The organism is Paeniroseomonas aquatica (assembly GCF_030409335.1).
Lineage (GTDB): Bacteria > Pseudomonadota > Alphaproteobacteria > Acetobacterales > Acetobacteraceae > Belnapia > Belnapia aquatica.
This window is the reverse complement of the sequence record NZ_JAUFPN010000015.1, coordinates 13,495-33,866: the sequence shown is the minus strand read 5'-3', so window position 1 is coordinate 33,866 and position 20,372 is coordinate 13,495. Positions and strand designations below refer to the sequence as shown.

The window sequence follows — 20,372 nt, the reverse complement described above, 5'->3', positions numbered from 1 at the left end:
CTGTGTGGCCGGTCCCAAATACAGTGACCGGCAGCGCGAACGGACACACGCCAGTTGGCCTCTATCGGTGTTTGAGACGGTTTCCCCCTTTCTACGCCGCCCGCCTGACCTCGGCCACCAACGACCCCAGCAGCCGGCGAAGTTCCTCCGGCGGCAGTGCCCTCGGCTCCTGCAGCGCCAGGCCGTCCAGGGCGGCATCCCGCTCCGTACAGGCCTGGATCGAGGCTGTCCTGGCATCGGCAGGGTCGAGCCCGGTTCTCTCCTCGATCTCAGCGATTTGCTGCAATAGGTCCGCCACTTGGCGATCGACAGAGACAATCGTCGATTGTTCACTGGCGGCGTGCTGCGGCCGATCAACCACCGAGGCAAGGGTCGCACTGAACTCCGTTACCGGAGCCTCGCCCAGCCCGTCTGGTGGCGTTGCCGGTGTTGGCTCGGCCTCATACAGCGAATCCTCCATGGGCACCGCCCCGGCCGCGTTGATCCCCGCGTCGATCGCTTCGGACACCCCGATGCCCGCTGCTCTGGCAGTGCCGAACCCTTGGAACAGGGCCTGCAGAACCGGGGAGAGGGGTGGTGTCACCCGCTCGGGACGGTCTGCGCCTTCGATCGCTTTCCGCACCCGCTGTCCACTGTCCACGGCTTGGCGGATCGCCGCGGGATCGTGCATGGTCAGGGGCACTGGTCGGGCTCGACGGATGGCCCCCTTGGCGGAGGTGTTGGCGTAGAAGAGGTTCGCGTGAACCTTGGTATTGCCCAGGACCATGACGCCTTCGCCCGCGATCAGCCCTCGGAGATCCCGCCAGTCCACCCGGCTCGTGCGTCGGACCTCTGCCGTTTCTGCCTCTTGGTAGGCGCCGCCATCCTTGGAGCGGTAGCTGGTGATCTGGGTTGTGTCGCTTTCGCCAACCGTGGACTCGATATGCCGCCGGTTTTCGCCACCCTCATGCTGTCGCATGAGGAGCTGGAGGGGCGCGTTGTTGAGGAGTGTATATGCAGCGTCGCCGATTCTGGCTCGCAGCCCCGCTACATCGTGCCAGCCCAGGACGAAACTGTAGCCTTGGCCCCGGCCCTGCTGGAGCAGCGTCGTTGTGCTGGTCGAGACGAAGGCGGCCAGCTCGTCCAGCACTACTCCAAAGGGGGTGTCGGCCGTGGCGGGCTTATTAGCGATGATCTCTTCGTAGTCACCCTCCAACTGCCCACCGAGGCTTTGCGCCATCATGCTGCGGAGAACGGCGATCGTGAGCTTGCCCAGGCTCGTAGTGGTTTCTCCTGAGTTCTCGAGAGCTGGTAGGTTGACCAGCAGGATGCGCCGGTTCAACACGATATCGCGCATGTCGATATCGGGGATGCCGGCTCGGAAAATGTGCCCAAGAGATCCAGCAAGTTGCGTGAAGCAGGCATCGAAGTGCATCGCGACGAAGCCGTGTTGCCTTGTCGGCTCCTCGCTCCGCTGCTTATTCCAAGGAAGCGTCATGTCATAGCCGCCGGTGGATTTCAAAAAGCTCACCAATGGTGCAATCAAGCGCTCCGGCATCGCCGAGATGTCCACCATCTCGACCTCGTTGGTATCCACGTTCAGGCGCGGGAACATGCGATCGACGGCGATGCTGGCGATATTTTCGAGTAGGATCGAGAAGCGCATCAACTCGATGTCGGGCACGATCCGAAAGTTTGTGCGAACCCAATCGAAGATTGGCGTTAGCGCACCCACGAGGGCGCCGGCGCGCTGCATGAAGATGTGGTTTTCACCACCTCCCTTTTCTGGATTCGATTCGATCTGCGCCATGAGCATTTCGCGCATGGCATCGGGCGAGGCGGCACCGAAGGGGTTGAATGTGGAAGAGTCGCGGTCGCCACTGGCGACGATGAAATTGAGCGCCCGGATGTTGCGCTCTTGGTTCAGCAGTCGGGCGAGTGCGTAGATCCGGGCATAGAGGTCTGTGTCCGCTTTGCCATCCACATAGACGAGGCCTGAACCAACCGACATGCAGTTGAAGCAGAAGCCCAGCAAGGTTTCCGTCTTGCCCGCGCCGGTGATCCCGGGGACGCTGATGTGTTGTCGGAGGTCCGGGTTGGTAACCCAACACTCTTCGCCCGTCTCGGCGTCGTAGCCGAGGTAGAAGATGCCTGCTGCTGTCTGCGGCTTGCGGCCCCCGGGCGCCGGGAAGTTGCGATCCTTGATCCCCGCCGATTTGGGCAGCCGGAACGGCAGAACGACCGGGCGGCTGAGAACCGTCCCGGCATACAGCAGGCTCAAGGGAGCAATGGCGGTGACCGTTGCCGGCTCCGCCACTGCAAACCCGCCCATAAGCGCCAGGACTACCGCCGATCCTCGCCCCTCCAGGATCTCCCGGGCAGTCTGAAATGGTGAGCGGATCGGCCGGTAGATTTGCTGTGCCTGGCGCTCACTGGCGGCGCTCGGGCCATGCTGGACCCGCGGGACGGTGCTCACGGAGCATCAAGCCCGAATGGGCTCTGCGGCGCATTACTCGGAGACTGCGCCGGTGCACGAGCGGGGTTCGTCTGTTGGTAAAGTCGCTCCACATCCGAGGGCGTGATCACCACTGGAGCGCTACTTGGTGGGGCCGGGCGTGAACGCGGAGGCAGGTACTGCGGAATAGCCTCCGCAGTTTCCGGCGACCCAACCCATGCCGGCGGCTCGGCACCTCGGATGCGTGGTGCGGTCGTATTATCGTATCGCGCTAACCTTTCGGCCTCGACATTGGATGCATCACGGATCACGTCAGATGCCAGGAAACCGATTGCGCCGGCGGCGACCATAGACAGCATCACGCTCACTGCCAGCTTCCCTCCCCCCGCTTTCTTCGGTCCCTGGATTTCCATCGTGCCGCTTGGAAATACTCGCACAGTGACGCCTGCAGTCGGGTCGATCTCGAGCGTCGTGCCATTCGGGCAATCAAATTTCATAGAACGTGCTCCTGCTTACGCGGACCAAAGTCGGATGCCTTGGCGCGAATGGTGACGATGGCTGGCCCAAAAACCGGCAAAACCAGGCGGCATTTCGCTTCGCGCTCAGCTGCCCAATGGCTGCGCGCAGCGGCCGCCTCGGCAAAAGGAGTCTGCGCTGCGATCAAGTGCCAGGGCACGCCGATGACCGGAAATCCGAGGGAGTCCAGGGCCAGGAACAGCCGCCGGTCGACCATCTGGAGGAATTGAAACATGCCTGGATTGAAGATGCCGGCGCGTGCCCTCGCCTCACACAACATGCTCATCAGCGCGGTCGCGGTATAGGCATGCCCAGCCGCGGCTTTCTCCATCCGGCCTCGAAGGTCGGGGTCGCGGAGGTATTCGTCCGCGATGGCGATCGCTTTGGCCGAGAACTCCAATGGCTGCGCCGGACCGGCGGGGCCGTCCTTGGCGTCGATCGGTAGGCTCCGCGACAGCGCGCCTAGCATCTGCACCGCGTCCTCCCGTCGACGAGCGGCATGGAGTGCCATGGCGGCGACCATGGCCCGGACATGCGGCGCCGCGTCGGCCACGCCGGTCCAGATCGGTCCGAGCTGGCGCATCATCTCCTCGCGCGCCTGGCGCTCGCAGAACTCACCCTTGGGCCCGCGGGCGAAGCGCTGAACCCACTCGCCGGCGTGCAGCACTGGATCAGCCGGGCGAGGTTCACCCTCGGCCGGATTCACGGGGCGCAGCCCCCGGCCCACATAGGCCGCCATAAAGGGAAACACCGTGGCCTGCTCCGCGAGCAGGCCCTCTACGTCGAAGCGTCGCCGGTACCGGGCCGTACCCACTCGCCTCCAGCACCAGACCGCCAGCCCGATGGCCAGGGCGGCGACCGGGTAGCTGTAGAAGCCGCCGACGTTATGGGCGAGGCGGTAGAGTCGATCGAACGTCACAGTCGGCGACGTGGGATCAGCGGCTAGCAACTGGCGGTCCATTGCAGCGAAGCGGTCAGTGAACAGGGAGGCTCCCTGGATCAGCCAGTGGTGCCAGGTCATCACCGCCGCGGCGAGTTGCGGCCGGAAGGTCATCCAGAGCAGCCAACCAAGGCCCGCCATCATCAACACGATCAGGCCGAACAGGATGAGGTTGTCTTCGTCGCGGTTCTGCCGGACGGGAGGGGGCGTATTCATTGGGCAGCCGCCGCCGTGGTTGTCGTGAGTGCGTCGAGGGAGGGGGCAAGCCGCGCCACTGCCAGGGCCTGCTCCAGGGCGAGGCGCTTGTACCGGCGCTTAAACTCCGGGGTCCGCGAGTGATAGAAGGCCACCCCTTCCCAGAAGTCGCCCTTGGCATCGTTCATCGCCTCCCGCAGCAGCCAGGCTCCGGCCTCGACATTCGTGCAGAAGTCGTCGCGGAGCGCGAGGAAGGCCTCCTCGCGGCTGACGCCCCACCTCGCGGCAAGCCTGGTGAGCCACATGGCATTGACCTGCATAGGCCCGACGTCCGGCGGCGCACCGCTGGCGTTCGGGCTGATGCGGCCGAGGCGTCCATTCTCCACACGGAGGATGACGACGAGGATCTGCGCCGGCAGCCGGTGAACCCGCGCCGCCGTCTCGATGCAGACCTGGATGACCTGCTGCGCCGATTGCCCCGGCATCGCCACCGGCACCGGTCCTGGGGCATTGCGGAGCTCGAAGGCTCCAGCTTCACCCGCCAGCAACACGGCGAGGGTCGCCCCCGCCAGGAGCGCCTTGCGGATCACCGGGCAACCCTCCGGAAGGGGCTGGAGGGCGCCAGGGTATAATCCGCCTCCGGCTGCACCGTCGCCGCCCGCGCCATAGCATCCCGCCACACCGCGTTCAGCCGGTTGACCTGCAGGATGCCTAGGGCGGCCACCCGCTCGATCGCCTCCATGGTGCTGAGCAAGACCACGGCCGTCGACGCCGAGCCCACGCTGATGGCGCGGTAGCCCAGGACCGTGTCCCGGTCCCTTTGGAGTTCCACGCCGAGCCCGTGCCCGGTCGCGTCCTGCCAGACGGCCTGCCCTGAGGCCAAAAACACCGGCAGCAGGCCCCGCTCAGAGACGGCGATGTCGAGCGAGACGGGCAGGGTCTGGCGGGTCGGCTGGTCGAACACCGTGATGGTCCGGCCCGACTGTTGGAGGACCTCGCGCAGCACGGCTGCGATGGCAGGCAGGCGGTTCGGGCGCATCAGACGAAGTGCCTTTGCTTGTGATGGGGGATGCCCGGCCGGCGCTTGCCTGCGAACCAGGACCGGATGCGCCGTAGGGCGCCGAACAGGGTGAGGCCGAGGTATTGGAGCAGCCCGAAGGCCGCGACGCCCGCGATGGCCACGTAGAGGGTCCACCACCGCATGTGGCCCGCCCATAGCAGCAGCGGCAGCAACGCCCAGGCCTCTAGCCCGGCGATGGTGATGCGCCGCGCCGTATCACGCCACATGGGCGGCCTCTCCCAGCAGGTTGTCGTTGGCGACTTCCTCGGAGATCCGTCCCTCGGCGAGGGCGCGACGGATGGAGTGGGCGAAGCTCGTGCCTCGTTCCTCGACCAGGGCCTCGACCAGTTGCGGCCACTTCTCAGGATTCGTCAGCGCCAGCTGTCGCCGCACGCCCTTGTCGCAGATCAGGTACTCCCTGACCGGCGTCCGCGTGCCGTCGGCCGACCACAGTAGCCGTTGATTGACGATCAGTCGGAGCGCCTGGGCCATCGACGTCGTCAAGGCATCCCGCTGCGCCACGGGGCACAGCCGCACGGCGCGTTGGATCGTCTCGTAGGCCGTACCCGCGTGAATCGAAGTGTAGACGGCGTGGTTGGCGAGGGCGGCGTCGAGCGCCGCCTCCATCGTCTCGCCATCCCGGCACTCACCGATGACGATCGTGTCCGCGTTTGATCGCATGGCATCGCGGATTGCCATGGCGAAGGTCTCGATGTTCAGGCCGATTTGTATCTGCGTAATCTCGGATGACGGTCCATCGATCCCGTCAAAGACATATTCGACCGGTGCGGAGTATTCCACGATGATGCGGTTGCTACTGGGGTCTAGCAGGATGTCGAGGACCATCCCGGCTGCCAAAGTCGATTTTCCTTCGCCTGTGCCGCCGGCGATCAGGACCAATCCTGTTTTGGGCTTGAAAGCCCGCAGGATGCCATATTCTACATTCTGCGTAGCGAGCGGGCGCGGTGTCGTCGGGAGGGTTCGGGCGATAACCGCCACCCCACCCTGGCCCTTGAACAGGGTGCCCTTGGCGTTGATGCGGTACCTGAGGCGGCCATAGCCCTCCAAGAGGCCGGGCTCATAGGCCACGTCGAGCGGACGCGCCGTCCGCAGCCAGGCGACGCCGTCGTCCTGGTTGGTCAGGCGGTTGACCGCCATCTCCGCCTCGTACTCTGTCAGCCGCCGGGTAGAGACTTTCAGTACCCGCCCGTGAACCTGCAGGATGATTCGCTTGCCGGTCTCCAACCGGATGTCCGATGCACCGAGATTCGACGCCCAGGCGAGCAGTCCGTCGAGCCGCTCCGCCGTCAGGCGAGGCCCATCACCCGGCCACATGATCGGGCTAGGAGCCAGGGTGAGGGCCGCGCTCACCGGATCACCGTGCCGATCGGACCGCCAGGCGCAATCTGCGGCGTCTCCCGCCAACGACCCTGGTTGCTGTTGAGACGGGCGCCGCCGGTGATGTTCAGCTGCGTGTCGTTGAGGCGCATGTCATTGCCACCGCCCTGGACCCGGATATGACGCATTGCCACCCGTGGCGGCTCAACCAGCCCGGCCCGCAGCAGGACGAGAAAGCGTCCCATGCCAATCATGTCGCGCTCGAGGTTGCCCAAACCGTCGCGGAAGTTCTCGACCGCCATGCGCTCGCCGTCGGCCCAGCCCTGAGCCACACAGCGATCCCAGGCCACGGCTTCCTTATCCGTGCGAGGGCGCAGGGATTCTGGCGACATCGTCGGAGGCGAGAAGACCGGGACTAGGTAGGAGCGCCAGTTCGGCTTGCCGGCGCTGAGCGTTGCCCGGCGAGTGATCTGGTAGATGCGTCCGGTTTCCCGCGCCGCCTGCCCGTCATCTGACAGTGCCACGGAAAGTTGGGCCTCAGTCACCACGGGCGGCCGCATGCGGATCCGGCCACTTGCCGGCAGCATCAGCGGTTCGAAATCAAAGGCGAGGTCTAGCCGGTCCTCGTAGCGACGCAGCAACTCCACAATAGCGGAGGATCGGGCCGCCAGGCCGCCACTTGCCCCAAGCCGCTTTCCTTCCTGGCAGATGCCTTGGAGTTTGAGGCCTTCCGCGCCCTCGCCGGGCAGCTCACTCGCCCGCAGTCCCTGCAGGGCCTCAAGGGATGGAAGACGGGTTCCACCCGTTACCTGGCCACTCCGCGAAGCTCCGGTAATGGGGCTGTTTGTACCGCGGCCCAGAGTCTTGAGAGCGCGCTCGATTTCCGATGCATCGGGCATGGGAGGGACAGGGGCGCCGGTGATACCCACTTCGCGCTCCGCTGCCCTGCTTGGGGTCGGCGGAGCCGCCAAGCTAGCAAGGATCGTGGTGGCACAGAGAAGGTGCTTAAACATGGCGGCGAACCTGAACGATGCGGTGATCGGGATCGACGAACAGCGTTGCACGGTCACCCGACTGAGTGCCGAGCGACCGCAGCACTTCGATGACAGGGCGGCCGTTCGCGTTGACCGAGACCTGCGGCATAACAGCCGGCATGTCCGTGGCGGGCGGGGCGTAGCTGTAGCCGATGCTTTCCGCGATTGCCTTCGCCGCTTTGTCGAGAGGGCCGTCGAACCGCCAGACGATCGGCCGATTGAGCTCATCCGGCACCACAGGCCGCGCTCCTGCCTGGGTAGCCTGGAGGGCTGCCATCGCCTTCTGGATGCGGGTCATGCTGGTCTGGAGGGCCACTTCGGGGTTGGCCATCCCCTCCGCGTCAATGTCAGGACGCTCGACGGCGTGGTTCGCGCAGGCCGAAAGCAGCCCAGCAATGGCCAGCACGGGAAGGATTGAGAGAGTCTTTGGCACTGCCGACCTCCTGTTGAGGAGTGGAGGATCGGCAGGCTTGGCGCGAATGGAGTGCGGGATTTTTCGCATCCGCTCATGCCATTGGCGTGGCCTCCCACTTGTAGCGCACGTCCGGCTTGCATTCCTCATTGCGTGACCCGTCGTCGAAGGCCGCGGCACGGAACCCCCGCGCTTCGTAAAAGGCGCGTGCCCACGCGTTCCGCTGGAATGTCTGGAGGCGTAGCCGTCCTGGGGCCTCCCTCTTAGCGAGGTCCAGTAATTGCGAGCCGATCCCTCGCCCCTGACACCCCGAAAGGACGTAGAGTTGGTCCACCTCGTCGCCGTCGAGAACGAGGAAGCCCACAGCGCGGCCGCCGTTCTCGCGAGCGATCCACACGCGGCAACGCTGGAGGACGAAACAAGCGATCCAGTTACGCGCCTGCTCGGCCGTGTGCATCCGAGGCAGATCAGACCGACGGCTTACAAACGGGCTCAACCCGCGCCCAGCCTGCGCCTCAGGTGTCTTCTTCAAGTCGAGAGCAGCTATGGCGCGATGGGTACCAAGCGTCAGGTTTTATCCACTAGCGATGGAAAAATTTGGCTAGATTTCTGAGAAGCCTATTTAGGCTTGGTCAACTCAGATATCTGCTTTCCAATGAACTGCTCAAACTGAGGAATCCATTGAAATTCTGTTACCTTGGCAGCAGTTGGTGATACCACGGTGATACCCTGATAAATCAGTCCAAGGAAAGCAAACACCACCCCCTTAGAAATCACTGTTGCCAAGCCATCAATAGTTTTCTCGGATGTCTTTACTGCTAATTTGGTGAAAAATGGCTTGATATGCTCAAAGCCATTGCTGATCCAGTTGCCCACTGTCCGCAATACCGCAAAGACACTGGTTTTCTTCTCACCAGACATACTGAGAAATTGGCGCAGACGCTTGAGGGCATCCACCACTGCGACATCAACTCGGTCTAAGTTTTCCTCAATGACAGCGAGAAACTTATCAAAGCCGGTTTGAATATCCCTGATATCGTCCTGACTAATTTTGAGCGAGTTGATGTTGTCGGAATATTTATGAAAGTCAGGAAACTGTGCTACGTAGCCATGTACATTAATCGCATGGCCTGTCATCAAGCCCTGCAAATCCTCCATAATCTCATCTTTCATTTCCTGAATGATGAGTTGGCAAGGTACGTTGGCCATCGCCACAGCAATTGCATTACCATCATTTTCCAACTTATCCTGCAGATAAGTCAGCTGATCAAGGTATCGCGCGCTGAACTGCGTCCTATTGGGGTCTTGAAGAACCTCGATTAGCCTGCGCCCAGATTCAATTGCCTGAGCACGAACAACATCAACGATGGCTTTGTCTTGCTCAGGAAAATCGCTCTTGACGTCCTTGAGTACGATCTTGGCACCAGTGATATCAAAATAGACTGGCGCAATTTGCTGTTCTGGTACTGCCTTGGATATCCTTACCCACTGCACATGGCGTTGCGTTTCGTTTGAAAGATCTTCTTCTTCTTCTTCTTCGGTTAGGTTGCGGAAATTTTGAGATGCCGGGGGACGGCGTAGCCTTAGAACAGGTCTGTCGCTTGGAGGGCCTTGCGATGTATCATCAAGTCCATCAACCAGTTCAGTGTAATGAAGCACGATGCTGTATGCAGTCTTGTACTGATTGAAGACCTCCTCAGGGGGCCGGAAGCGATAAGGCATTTGCACTTTGAGGTTTTCGGATAAGATCGCCTTCAAGAGAGGAGAAACTGACTTGCTTTTCAAGAAAGACCGCAAAAATCTCGATTGCGTTTCCAAACTATTTGAAAGCAAGCCTGGCCCCCTCGCTAGGAGGCTCCTCAACTCCATCAAACCAACTTGGTACTGTCCATAGTCACTCGATGCCTCATGCGAACCAGGCTCGCGTGCGGCCACATTTTGTGCTGCTGCTAACAACTCAAGTGCTTGTTGGAAGTAGGCGTTCAAAGGCGGTTCGTTCTGATTGCTGGAGTCGTTATCTGACACGTACTCATCCACCCAACTGCCAAGACAGCATAGAACGATTCCTCACACTCATGCCAAGCGGTAGCCTTCCAAACTGCCAGCCCTACCAGGACCATTCGGTCCCTTAGGCCGTTTAGAGCCTAAACGTCAGGCGATGCCGAGAGGGCTGCCAGTATGGAAGATGTCTTGCCCGACAACACCTCCAGCGCCACCGTGCGGTGCCGCTGGAGCCGGGCTTGATTTACACTGCTGAACGCATGCACACAGCCACAGCCTCGGTTGAACCGTGCCAAGTGACCGCCCTTCTTCTGGCCAGCCTCCAGCTCAGCTAGTGCTCAGACACAGACGGAAGATGCAGGTGACCTCGGACTTCAGCTTATCGCTCAGTGGTGCTGTGACGGAGCCCTGAATCTTCCGTCTGTGTCGCTGCACTAGGAACGCTGTTCGCGCTTCGCCTGCGCCGCAGCGAGCCCGCAGTTACCCTCTGAGGTCCAATGGCGAATGGTCCCTCCAATCGAGGTCAAAGCCTCCGTACAGATGTTCCCTCGCCCGTCAGAGCGGGAATAGAGCAGCGTCCTGGATTCAGCGTGATTCACGATGCGGGTCGGCAGTCCCATCAGCGATATTGCGCGATCCTCCTGCATGCCCACCGTTGCCATGCCTCGTGCCTCTGTCAGAGGCGAGGATGAGCAGGAGATCAGGCCACATCCGTCCGATCGATTATAGTCTCCGGTGCAGCCCGCTCCCAGCAACAGAAGGGCGAGTGGTAGTACAGCTTTCACGGTCGTTTCCTATGGCGATGCACCAACGATGATGCCTGACCGGCGTGTGTGCCCACAGTCGTGACGGGCACACGATCCGGATAGCTGGCGGTCAGATGCACCCAAGACTATGCGGCAGGACGAAGAATCACCCCCAGCCCGGTCCCGTTGTAGAGTTCGCCCATCATCTCCTCGATGACACTGGCCGCCGCAACATCGTCATCCTCTCCCCGACGGAGACGGCCTTCCTTTCGTCGGTTGATCTCCAACACCGCGCTGCCGGTCGGGAACACCGCCGACAGCCGCTGCAGGGCTTCGCTTGCACCAAGCCGCTCATACAACCGGTCGCGGAGGGCGCAGTCTTCTGGCGTCGTGCTAAGCGCCCATAGGTCGATTGGTCCCGGCACGTTGACCAGGACCTGTTCCCACTGTGCATCCGAGGCATTGAGCACCACCACGAAGGGAGCGCCGCCGCCGTCACGTCGCGGGCCGGTCAACCGATGCCGGATGATCTGCCCGGTAGCCTCAGACAGCTTGCGAGCCTTAATGATCTCGTCTGCCTCCTCCATGTTGCCGACGCCACAGATGAATAGGCCCGTCGCAACCTTCACCAGATGATCGCCAAAATCGGTCATACGCTGCGAGCTCAAGCCCAGCATAACGCCATGCTTGGCTCCCTCGCGGTCGTCCCGCTCCGCTGCCTCCTGAACCTCTGGCTGGTCCTTTGTCCGCTGCCACTCGTCGTATTCGAGGATCTTGACCGCCTCATAGACCTCCGTGAAACGGCGGCGGTGATAGGGGCGCACCATGGACGGCACTTGGTCGGCGTACTCCGGATGCAAAAAGAAATTTCGGCCAATCAGGTGCCTGGCCAGCATGAACATGAGGCCGGTCTGTCGATTGTTCTCCGGCGAGCCACTGGGGGCGACAGCCTCGAGATCCAGAACGATGATCCGCGCCGGCCCGAAATCGACTTTTGTCGGGCCATTCAGCGTGGGATATTTCTTGATGAAGGCCAGCAGGTAACGTTCAAACAGCTCGCATAGCGTTTCCTTCTGGTGCGGCACGACCCTGTCGAACCGCTGCCGGATGGACGGATTGCGAACGGCGTCGATCAGGTCCTCGAGGATCGGCTCGGCATACCGCTGCGCCTTGTCCGCCTCGGCGTACATGCCACGCCGGCAGAAGGCGTCCACCACATCCCACCAGTAGACCTCACGACTGGGATCACTGTTCGGCGGAATAATCTCCAGTTCTGCCTCGGCGATCTCCACGTCGATCGCAGGATCGAGGCCAGGCTCATACCGCTTGGTCCGCAGGTTCGGCCCCTCGGTGCCGAGCATCCGATACAGCTCGGTGAGTGCGGCCATGATCAGCATGTCCATGCCCTCAAAGCGCTCGCGGGAGAGCGGAGCCAGGCCAAGGGACAGGAAGCTGGTCAGGAACGCCCGCTCGAGCTCGAGTGGGGCCCGGCAGCCGGTCTGGGTTTGGAAGATGTTGACCGCATACTGCGTCGTCAGGTCGAACCGAACGTAGATCGCCTCGCCCTTGCGATCCGCAGGGAGCGCTTCCTGGATCATCACCACCAGGCCCTTGGCCGACTTGCCGATGTCGACCTTGGCAATCAGCGGGATCTTGGGCCCATCAGCACCCTCGGCAGCCGAACTTAGGATCGTGCCGCGGAGGATCGTATTCGCCAGCACAGACTTGCCACGCCGGCTTGGCCCGGAAAACAGGTTGGTCACCTTCCAACGCTGCGGTCCCACCGGATCGTATGGCCACATCCGTCCGTCCGGCGTTTTGAACAACACCGGCCCATGGGTATAGGGCGAGCCCGGCCGCCCGTAGGGCAGCATCTTGAGAGCTTCCTTGAGCGGCAGCTGGGTGGCCGGTGCGGTCGAACGTGGCGCCACCGCCAGGGCACTACTCATCACCCCGGCGAGGGGGTCGCCGGCGACCGTCGCGACCTGCGCGTTCCCCCATGACTGGACATACTGCAGTAGCAGAGCCCGTTGCGACGCGAGGGCCGATTCCCGTCCTGCTAGCGCCCAGGTCGCAAAGGACACTCGGAGTTTGACCAACCGCTCGTTCGTGTTGGCGGCAAGCTCCTCATTGGCGGCGATTGCCTTCCAGATCCGGCGATTTTTCCCGAAGCCAAGCAACGTAGCCGCGACGCGCTTGACGGCGAACATCGTCTCGCCGCCTCCTTCGATGAGCAACGAGACCCGCCACGGGATGCCCGAGCCTGACATCGTCCGCACCAGCTCAGCAAAAGGACGGGACCGCTCCGGCACGAGTGTCATATCAACGTTGGCCCAGATGTGCTGGCCGACCTGCACCGTGCGCAACTCGAGCTCATTGGCATCCTCGGAGCAGATTTGGTCCCGCAGGCTCGGCGGCAGGAGCGATTCGGCCGAGCCTTCCTGACCCACCTCCGGAACCCGTGGATGCATTCGGTCACCCAGCAAACGGGCTCGCCAGCCCGTCCCAATCGAGCCCGGGTAGATGCTCTCCCGGATGGCCCCGACCATATCTCGGGGATCCATCTTGAGAGCTCCAATCCCGTGCAGATGTAGGCAGCTCAGTACCCGCTCCACATAAGCCCGGTGTTTGTCTGCTACGACATCGACCGCGATGAATGGGTCCTGGGCGTCGCCCAGAGGGGGTACGCTCTCGCGCTCCGCGCCTTCCTGCGCGGTTGCAATCTTCTCCTCCTCGGAGTTCAGGACCGCAGACCGGCGGGTCCACAAGGCGAGGTAGCAGGCTTCCCAGCGCATGATGCGGGGCAATCGACGTTCCTGCTCGTCAAAGATCATATCCAGATCCAGGCCGAGCTGCCGAGCTGTCGACCGGGTTGCGTCCACCGTCCGCTTGACCTCGGTACCCGCGACCGTGGGATCGCTGCCGAACCACCATTGCTGGACATACCCCGGCTGTTCCGCCAGACCGCTCAGATCCTCGCGGAGACCCTCGGCCGTCTGCACGACATCCGCTTCGCTTAGGGTACGCCGGACGCCCAGGATGCGGACCAGGGTCATTGCATCACCCCGGTTGTTGTACAGAGCGTCGCTGCTCGGGGAGCGAATATCGACGAAGCTGCCGAGAGGCTGACGCGCCATTAGTGCGACATCGGCCAGAATACGGGTGAGCATGCCCATGGGACGGCTCCTAGGCCTTGGGAGAGGCAGCAGCGAGCAGCTGCGGATAGACATCGACACCGCGGCGGTAGAACCGCCCCCGGTGCAGCAGTCGCAAGTTGGACAGGTCCGCGGCTCGTGCCGGCGCATCAATTAGTGACGCGCAAAAGGCCTGCGCGGATGACGTTTTCACCAGGGCCATTGCCTCCTGGGAGAGGTCTGCGAGGGCTTGGTATGACCGGTAGGCCGCCCGCAGCCGTGGCGTGTCAACCGTCGGAGCGGCGCCCAAGTGGAGGGGCTGACCATGCGCATCAAAAACAGCATGGATGGCCCGAACGGTTCGGTTGATGGCGGCCTGGGAGATGCTATCCGGGACCCAGATCAGCAACACCTCCTCATCAGTAGTAACCCGGCCCAGGTGTTGAGCCGAGTGACAGAGGAGGCAGGCGGTTGCCAAGTTATCCACGCTCCAATGGGAGTGGTCGTCATCAAGATGGTACGGGCCGGGCGCGACCGGCTGGGTATCGCCACAAAACCGGCAGACCCCAGCATCCCGCGCCTGCATGGCCTCACAAACAGCAGTAGGTCCCGTCGCCTCCATGGAAGCAGTCCAGGTCGTGGGAGACGACGTCAGGGCGAGTGGCAGGAGGCGGCGCACATGGTCCGCCTCCACGCTGGTCTGGCTGGACTGCATCTCCCGCGCCGATCAGAAACGCAGTGCCGTGGTGCCGTTTTTCACGGACGGCGCCGCGGCGGTCATGGTGTTGGTGCCCAGGCCCGCCCATGCCGACATCCCCAGGATGAGGAAGCCGCCGATGAAGGCGCCGGCCGCGAGACCCAGGCCGCCCTCCTGCCGGCCATCGCGGCGGAAGTGCTTGTAGATGTTCCAGCCGCCAACGATTAGCAGGAAGGCACCTAGGCCATAGGCGATCGCCGGGACGATCAGGTCCGCCGCGTTGCCGGCCGACGTGCCGGCCCGACCCATCTGCTCGAAAATACCCTGCGCCTGTGCCGCGGACCCCAGAGCAGTGGTGGCCAGGAGGGCGGCAGCAGCGAGCTTACGAATACGCATAATCGCGTCCTTCTTTCGTCGGGATGATTCCCGGTGTTGGAAAAGTCAGTCCTCGTGGCGCGAATGCGTTCGAGGATTTATGCGGCCCCGCCACCCTGTGCTGTCGTCAGGAACTGGCGCGCGACGGTGTCGATGTTCATGACGAGGAAGCCGCCGATCCCTTTCACGGCAGAAGAAAACCAGCCGTGACGTCGCGTGCCCTGCCAAACGCCTTTGAGGCCGGTGAGCGATTGGAAAACCCACATCGCTCCGAAGGCGCGGAAGAACAGGATGAAGCTCTGGATGATGGCCAGGAGAGTGTCCGTCGGAGACAGTCCGAGCCAGGAGTTGCCATCCGGTACGGTGTAGGAAGTCAGAGCGGCACCTGCGGACGCACGTGCCGAGCCACCGATGGTTGCCGTTCCCAGGTTCAGGAATTCCGGAAACCCGAAGAAAATGAAGCCGATCATCATGATGGCTACGGGCACCCACATGCGATGCCGTAACGGATGACCCGGCAGGCGTGACTGGTAGAGGAGGTAGGCTCCACCAATCACCGAGGACGCGCCCGCCACATAGCAGCATGGTCCCAGCCAGGCGAGGACGATGCCCGCAAAGGCATTGGCGATGTTGACTAGAGCTTGCATGGTATCTACTGCCCCACGCTGCCCTGCTCAGCGATGAGTTGCCACGCCGTGCCCTTCTGCTCGATCTTGAGTACCTTGCCGTAGCCAGGCAGGACGTCGCCCACGAAGACCTCGACCTTGTCGGTTTGACCAGGCGCTGCGTTGACCACCACCAAGGCTGCCATGCCGGTACTGGCGGCACTGATCCGGTACTGCGGCGCCGGGCCCGCCGTACGCTGCGACTGTGGCGCCGGCACCGGCCCGGAAGCCAGCCGAGGGGCAGGACCCCGCGCATCGGAGCTAGCTGCACCGACTGCAGCCTGGAAGCCTGCGCGAGCCTCGGCAAAAGTCAGCCGCTGCTTGAGATCGGCAATCTCGGCCTGCAGATCGGAGATCGCCTGGGTCAGCTGCTTGCGCAGCTGGATCTGCTGCTCGAGAGACTCCCGGGTGATGCCGCTCAGCGCGGTGACCATGGCCGCCATCTGAGCCTTTTCCGCATCGGCCCTCGGCGGGGCCACGGTTGGCGCGGTCGCCGCCTCACGGACCAGCCATCGCATGTCTGCGATTTGGGGATCATCAGCCGTCGCGGCGATCTGGACCGCGGGTTCTGGATCCTGCGGTGCAACTGCGACTGGCACCCCCGCAACCACCAGAGGCTGAGCGATCGGCGCCGGTGTTGGTAGAACCGCCTCCTGTGGCAGCTCACGCGGAACGATAGTCTGCCGCGTCGCCGCAGACTGCTCCAAAGCGGCGGCTTGGTCTTGGACTGCGCGGCTCGGCGTGTATCCAGGCTCAGCGGATACGCTCAGGAGGGCGGAATTAGTCTGGCTGGCATAGAGGCCGTACCCCCCAAGGGTCCCGACCGCCAGGATGGCCGCCCCCGCCAGGAGCTTGGTCCGTCGCGGGGTCACCGCCCACCAACCGCGGATGAGGCTTAGCTTGGCAGGCTTGTCCAGTGTGCTGGCGAACTTTGACTTTTCGCCCTGCGATGCAGGCGCATTACCAGGCGAGGCAGCAGATGCAGCAACGGCCTCACCGGGTTCCTCGCCCGGCAAGGCCATCGTGTAATGCTGCTGATTGGATTCGAGAACGGTAGCGTGAGTGTCCATGGGAGCCTCCGTCGGATCACCGGAGGATGAGAAGCCCTGGCGCGAATGGTGCCGCTGATTTAGTCAGGCACTTCGACCGGCGCCATAAACATGATGCCGACCTGATCCCGTGCATCGAGATAGGCCGTTCGACCTCGTGGGGCCTGCTCGCGGAAGATCTGGCTGGCGGCCGACCCTGCGGCTCCGGCTCCGATCCCAAGGACCTGCGACGCGTTGAAATTGCGGAAGGCGCTGTAACCGCCGTAAGGCCCTTGCGAGATCACCGAGCCTGATGCTCCGAGCGCCTGGCCGACGCCTGCCGCGAACGCGCCCAACACAGGATAGATGACGCGCTCTGGCGTGTGCGGGTCTACCCGCGAGGCAACGCAGGTATTCATGTCGTTGGGAGCGACAAGATATGCATCCACAGGGACCTGTCGACCGTCCAGCAGGGTCAGTTTGTCCAGACGCACCGGCAGGCCACACGCCGACGGCTGTGATCCAACGAAGGTGCCGCTCATTCGCATCCCCACAATTGGACCCGATAGAGCCTGGACGATGACGGGCATGTTGCCTTGGTCGGTGTTGCCGCCCATGACCACCTCGCCAAACACACCGGTGTTGGCTGGCAACAGCACCCGCTTGCGGCCCTGAGCCGAGGCTGACACAGTCTGGGTAGCGCCTGCGCTCCCGGCCGCCTGGGAAGGCGCGAAATCGTCCCGTGTGCCCGCCCTGCCTCGTCCTGCATTCGCAGGCCCGGAATTGCGATCATCGGTATAGGTAGTACCGGCCGGGCTCTTCCCCCTCCAGGAGGCGAGCAGACCTGACATGGCGGCGCGATAAGCCTCGATGTCGTCGTTGTTCGCCTCCTTGCGTGGTTCTGTCACAGGCGTAGCCGCCGGCAGAGCAACATCAATGAATGGCGCCACTCTTTCGGCCGTGACTAGCCGCTCAGGAGGCGTGAACCCCGGTTCGTACCCTGTGCCGCCTGCCATCCGTGGCGTAAAACTCCGCCCATCCTCGGCCGCCTGTCTTGCCTTCTGCTCCGCGTCGAGACGCCGAAGCCGCTCCAGCTCAAGGTTGCTGTTCATCCCGCCGGGCTTCCGATCGAGGTTAGGAATTTCGGCGGTTTCTGAGGGATCAACCACTTCATGTCGCGTGCGTGCGAGGGTGGCGACCAGCCCAATCACGACCAGAGTGCCCAAGGCGGAGCTCGCCAGTAGCACTAGCCGCTTGTGCCCGGTGGTAGGACGCGCACCCCAAATGCGACGGAGAGCTGTACCGGCCATTGTTATTGCTCCCTGGTACGAAGACGGAAATTCTGGCTGCCATCCGAGAGGAGGAAGGACGTGTCGCCGGCGTTGCCCACGGGAACGGCGTAGAGGCGCAAACCGCCCTCCGCCATTTTGTAGGCGACCGGCTCGGGCAGCATCAGCATCTGGGTTGTCCGCAGATAAACGAGATTCCGGATGCGCCATGCGCGATACTCATCCGGCGATCCATTGACGATTGTGAGGGAGCGGGCACCGGCAGGCGTGATGCCGTCCAGCATCTTGCCCATCTCCTCGTCCCCGGTGTCTGGCACTTCCCGCCGGACTACGACCGGCGACAGTGCATTCGGCCCCCGATCAGCGATGAATACCGACGCATTGGCATCGTAACGGCCTCGGCCCGACACAAGCATAAAGCTGATCGGCTTCGGAGCGCCGCGTAGGTAGACCACGAGACCGCCTCGCGGAAACTGCGATGTCACCGTGATCTCAACCGTATTGCCACCCTCGATGGGGCGCGTAACTTCAAAGCCGCCAGTGTTCCCCTCGCCCTTAGGATTCGAATTCTGATCGCGTACAACTGGCCACGGCTGGCCCGAGCTATCGAAGAAGCTCAGCACCGTCGGATAGGTCAACGAGGCCTCGACGATCGGAACGGCATCCCCGGGCGTGAACCTAACGTCGATCCGCCGAGTGATAGGCGACACAAAGGTGGCGGACGACCCAACCCGAGCACGGGCCCGCTGATCCTCGTCATATCGTTTCGCCAGATCCTCGATCATCTGCGGCGATAGTCGGAACTCCCGCCCCCGGGCCGCGCCATAGCTGGCGTCCGCCGCTGCTGGATCTGGCCCGCCTTGGGCGAGAACTGGTCCAGCAAGAGCACAGCAGGCCAGGACCGCAAGCGCACTACGGATATCCATCACCGTCCCCCTCCTCGGCGAATGTCACGATCTGGACCGACGACCAACTGGTCGGGGACAATGCCCCGCGGGTAGCGCGGATCGGTTGTGCGCTTGACACGCACATTCGCCATCAAGCGATCCGAGTTTTCCTGGGAATTATTCAAGAAGGTCTGGACGAAGGGAAACTGGATGATCCACATCCGGATTCCATTGACCACCGTCTCTTCGCGGATCACTGGTGCCGCAGTGAGAACCGCCGTCGATAGCATGTTCCCGCCTACGAGCCTCTCAAGATTACCTGCGGTAATGAACGATGAACTCCATGAATCCCAGGCGTCCGTGGAGAAATTCTTTTTGGCCGCTTCAGCCTGCTGCCGGTACTCGAGGAAGTTGAGTGTATAGGCGGCAACCACCGCCGATTTCGTCCACTCAAGCAGATCGGCATTGCTCACCACAGACTCACTCAGCGGCGCCATCCGCACCGGCTCAGACATGCTGTTGGTGGCAAAGTACACACGCTCCACAGGTCGCGTCTCGGCCCAAACCGCGTGCCCAGCGAGAACCAGAATTACCAGCGCCTGGACGCAGTTACCGTTAAGAGAGCGTCGCAATAAGCCGTTAGACCATGCGGGGTCCGTTAGTAGTTTGTCTCGTGCGTCTGCGGAGTTTTCCATGGAGCATGCCTCATGACCTCTGCTTGAAGCTGGGCCACAGCGGCGCGAATGCGAACGGACAAAAACTCTAGCCCTTAGTTAGACACGGCCGTCGCTGCGGCATAACCCGCCAGTTCACGCTTGGCATAGGCCGACGTAGCCGGACCACTGCGGTAGCCCCAGAACACCTTGCGCGTAAACTTGCACTGCTTGCGCATGATGCCGGGATACATTGCGATGCCCTTTTGCTTGCGGCCCGCATCATAATCCTTCGTCAGCAGCTGCGCGCAGCGCCGAGGCAGCTCCAGCCTGTATGCCTTGGATGCGACGGTTGTGGGGCTTACTCCAAACACAACGGCAATGGCGGCATGATGCTGCATGGCGAACCATCGATCGGCCAGCTGGTCCTCAAGGTCTTCCGTCCAGGCGATTTCCTTGCGCTTTGGGCGCGCTGCTGCTTTCCCAGAGATCGCTTCCGCGCCCGTGCGGCTGGGCTCGCTAACCGCGTGGATCACTCGGACGAGCTGTGCCCGTTCGCGGCGATACAGGCCGAGGCTTCGCGCCTTGGAGTAGACGCTACTGGCGCTGCGGCCGAGCTCAACTCCGATCGCGGCGCCGGTGACGTTGAAGGTCCACAACTGGACCAGACGCTGCATGTGCGGCAAGGTCCAACACTTCGTTCCCTGCGGCGCCAGATACGGAATATCTGCCGGGCTTGGGAGGTCGAGGTCGACAATTCGCTGCATCAGAGCGTCGTCGGTGAGCCCCAGGACGGCGGCAATCACCTTCCTGCCCTTCTTGGCCTGGATCAACCCTTTGATCAGACGCCGTTGCAGGATCTCCGCCTCGGTGGGCGGCGGGCAAAGCTCTTGGAGCAGGTCCGACTGACTTGCGCACGGCGCAGCGGAAGGGGAGCCCTCTGTGCCAATGACAGTGAGACAGCGCTC

General features: G+C 62.7%; 20 protein-coding genes. 1 reads left to right on the top strand and 19 read right to left on the bottom strand.

Annotation, left to right across the window (positions count from 1 at the left end; translation table 11 throughout):
* Positions 1-91 precede the first annotated feature (91 nt).
* The 9 genes from QWZ14_RS01795 to QWZ14_RS31890 all read right to left on the bottom strand — a co-directional run bounded on the left by QWZ14_RS01795 (position 92) and on the right by QWZ14_RS31890 (position 8,356).
* The gene (locus QWZ14_RS01795) at positions 92-2,455 is read right to left on the bottom strand and encodes a type IV secretory system conjugative DNA transfer family protein (protein WP_290314842.1); all 2,364 of its coding nucleotides are present in this window, start codon (positions 2,453-2,455) and stop codon (positions 92-94) included.
* Between the two features lie 472 nt (positions 2,456-2,927).
* The gene (locus QWZ14_RS01790) at positions 2,928-4,106 is read right to left on the bottom strand and encodes a secretion/conjugation apparatus DotM-related subunit (protein ID WP_290314841.1); all 1,179 of its coding nucleotides are present in this window, start codon (positions 4,104-4,106) and stop codon (positions 2,928-2,930) included.
* On the bottom strand, positions 4,103-4,675 hold the full coding sequence (locus QWZ14_RS01785; RefSeq protein WP_290314840.1) for a lytic transglycosylase domain-containing protein: 573 nt from the start codon (positions 4,673-4,675) through the stop codon (positions 4,103-4,105). The genes QWZ14_RS01790 and QWZ14_RS01785 overlap by 4 nt, the downstream gene beginning before the upstream one ends.
* On the bottom strand, positions 4,672-5,124 hold the full coding sequence (locus QWZ14_RS01780) for a hypothetical protein (protein ID WP_290314839.1): 453 nt from the start codon (positions 5,122-5,124) through the stop codon (positions 4,672-4,674). Before QWZ14_RS01780 ends, QWZ14_RS01785 begins: the two co-directional genes overlap by 4 nt.
* Positions 5,124-5,372 (bottom strand): IcmT/TraK family protein, encoded by a 249-nt coding sequence (gene icmT / locus QWZ14_RS01775; protein WP_290314838.1) that lies wholly within the window; start codon positions 5,370-5,372, stop codon positions 5,124-5,126. The genes QWZ14_RS01780 and icmT overlap by 1 nt, the downstream gene beginning before the upstream one ends.
* Positions 5,362-6,516 carry a type IV pilus twitching motility protein PilT gene (locus QWZ14_RS01770; protein WP_290314837.1) on the bottom strand — a complete coding sequence of 385 codons (1,155 nt, stop codon included), beginning with the start codon at positions 6,514-6,516 and terminating at the stop codon, positions 5,362-5,364. The genes icmT and QWZ14_RS01770 overlap by 11 nt, the downstream gene beginning before the upstream one ends.
* Entirely contained in the window at positions 6,513-7,382 is an 870-nt protein-coding gene (locus QWZ14_RS01765) for a type IV secretory system conjugative DNA transfer family protein (RefSeq protein ID WP_290314836.1), read from the bottom strand. The genes QWZ14_RS01770 and QWZ14_RS01765 overlap by 4 nt, the downstream gene beginning before the upstream one ends.
* Positions 7,383-7,488: 106 nt before the next feature.
* Positions 7,489-7,950, bottom strand: coding sequence for a DotD/TraH family lipoprotein (locus QWZ14_RS01760; RefSeq protein ID WP_290314835.1), 462 nt, complete (start codon positions 7,948-7,950; stop codon positions 7,489-7,491).
* 73 nt (positions 7,951-8,023) lie between these two features.
* Complete coding sequence (locus QWZ14_RS31890) at positions 8,024-8,356, bottom strand: GNAT family N-acetyltransferase (protein WP_353959257.1); 333 nt, start codon at positions 8,354-8,356, stop codon at positions 8,024-8,026.
* Here QWZ14_RS31890 and QWZ14_RS01755 point away from each other — a divergent pair.
* Positions 8,255-8,542 (top strand): hypothetical protein, encoded by a 288-nt coding sequence (locus QWZ14_RS01755; protein WP_290314834.1) that lies wholly within the window; start codon positions 8,255-8,257, stop codon positions 8,540-8,542. The two genes, QWZ14_RS31890 and QWZ14_RS01755, sit on opposite strands and share 102 nt — an antisense overlap.
* A gap of 5 nt (positions 8,543-8,547) precedes the next feature.
* Here the strand turns inward: QWZ14_RS01755 and QWZ14_RS01750 are convergent, their stop codons facing one another.
* The 10 genes from QWZ14_RS01750 to QWZ14_RS01705 all read right to left on the bottom strand — a co-directional run bounded on the left by QWZ14_RS01750 (position 8,548) and on the right by QWZ14_RS01705 (position 20,237).
* Positions 8,548-9,954 carry a hypothetical protein gene (locus QWZ14_RS01750; protein ID WP_290314833.1) on the bottom strand — a complete coding sequence of 469 codons (1,407 nt, stop codon included), beginning with the start codon at positions 9,952-9,954 and terminating at the stop codon, positions 8,548-8,550.
* 868 nt (positions 9,955-10,822) lie between these two features.
* A complete protein-coding gene (locus QWZ14_RS01745; protein WP_290314832.1) occupies positions 10,823-13,852 on the bottom strand; it encodes an ATP-binding protein in 3,030 nt (1,009 codons plus the stop codon).
* Positions 13,853-13,862: 10 nt separating this feature from the next.
* Positions 13,863-14,219 carry a hypothetical protein gene (locus QWZ14_RS01740; RefSeq protein ID WP_290314831.1) on the bottom strand — a complete coding sequence of 119 codons (357 nt, stop codon included), beginning with the start codon at positions 14,217-14,219 and terminating at the stop codon, positions 13,863-13,865.
* A gap of 318 nt (positions 14,220-14,537) precedes the next feature.
* Positions 14,538-14,903: a hypothetical protein gene (locus QWZ14_RS01735; RefSeq protein WP_290314830.1), complete on the bottom strand. Its 366-nt coding sequence runs from the start codon at positions 14,901-14,903 to the stop codon at positions 14,538-14,540.
* A 77-nt stretch (positions 14,904-14,980) separates the two neighbouring features.
* Complete coding sequence (locus QWZ14_RS01730; RefSeq protein WP_290314829.1) at positions 14,981-15,529, bottom strand: hypothetical protein; 549 nt, start codon at positions 15,527-15,529, stop codon at positions 14,981-14,983.
* A 5-nt stretch (positions 15,530-15,534) separates the two neighbouring features.
* Entirely contained in the window at positions 15,535-16,617 is a 1,083-nt protein-coding gene (locus QWZ14_RS01725; RefSeq protein WP_290314828.1) for a hypothetical protein, read from the bottom strand.
* A 59-nt stretch (positions 16,618-16,676) separates the two neighbouring features.
* Positions 16,677-17,687 carry a DotG/IcmE/VirB10 family protein gene (locus QWZ14_RS01720; protein ID WP_290314827.1) on the bottom strand — a complete coding sequence of 337 codons (1,011 nt, stop codon included), beginning with the start codon at positions 17,685-17,687 and terminating at the stop codon, positions 16,677-16,679.
* Between the two features lie 200 nt (positions 17,688-17,887).
* Positions 17,888-18,790 (bottom strand): DotH/IcmK family type IV secretion protein, encoded by a 903-nt coding sequence (locus QWZ14_RS01715; protein WP_290314887.1) that lies wholly within the window; start codon positions 18,788-18,790, stop codon positions 17,888-17,890.
* Positions 18,790-19,446, bottom strand: a complete 657-nt coding sequence (locus QWZ14_RS01710; protein WP_290314826.1) for a DotI/IcmL/TraM family protein — start codon at positions 19,444-19,446, stop codon at positions 18,790-18,792. The genes QWZ14_RS01715 and QWZ14_RS01710 overlap by 1 nt, the downstream gene beginning before the upstream one ends.
* A gap of 74 nt (positions 19,447-19,520) precedes the next feature.
* A complete protein-coding gene (locus tag QWZ14_RS01705) occupies positions 19,521-20,237 on the bottom strand; it encodes a hypothetical protein (protein ID WP_290314825.1) in 717 nt (238 codons plus the stop codon).
* Positions 20,238-20,372: the final 135 nt, after the last annotated feature.

Coding starts and splice junctions, on each gene's coding strand:
- QWZ14_RS01720 (WP_290314827.1), bottom strand. CDS start 17,687: ATGAACAGCAACCTTGAGCTGGAGCGGCTTCGGCGTCTCGACGCGGAG.
- QWZ14_RS01710 (WP_290314826.1), bottom strand. CDS start 19,446: ATGGAAAACTCCGCAGACGCACGAGACAAACTACTAACGGACCCCGCA.
- QWZ14_RS01735 (WP_290314830.1), bottom strand. CDS start 14,903: ATGCGTATTCGTAAGCTCGCTGCTGCCGCCCTCCTGGCCACCACTGCT.
- QWZ14_RS01765 (WP_290314836.1), bottom strand. CDS start 7,382: ATGCCCGATGCATCGGAAATCGAGCGCGCTCTCAAGACTCTGGGCCGC.
- QWZ14_RS01790 (WP_290314841.1), bottom strand. CDS start 4,106: ATGAATACGCCCCCTCCCGTCCGGCAGAACCGCGACGAAGACAACCTC.
- icmT (WP_290314838.1), bottom strand. CDS start 5,372: ATGTGGCGTGATACGGCGCGGCGCATCACCATCGCCGGGCTAGAGGCC.
- QWZ14_RS01745 (WP_290314832.1), bottom strand. CDS start 13,852: ATGGGCATGCTCACCCGTATTCTGGCCGATGTCGCACTAATGGCGCGT.
- QWZ14_RS01715 (WP_290314887.1), bottom strand. CDS start 18,790: ATGGATATCCGTAGTGCGCTTGCGGTCCTGGCCTGCTGTGCTCTTGCT.
- QWZ14_RS01725 (WP_290314828.1), bottom strand. CDS start 16,617: ATGGACACTCACGCTACCGTTCTCGAATCCAATCAGCAGCATTACACG.
- QWZ14_RS01780 (WP_290314839.1), bottom strand. CDS start 5,124: ATGCGCCCGAACCGCCTGCCTGCCATCGCAGCCGTGCTGCGCGAGGTC.
- QWZ14_RS01730 (WP_290314829.1), bottom strand. CDS start 15,529: ATGCAAGCTCTAGTCAACATCGCCAATGCCTTTGCGGGCATCGTCCTC.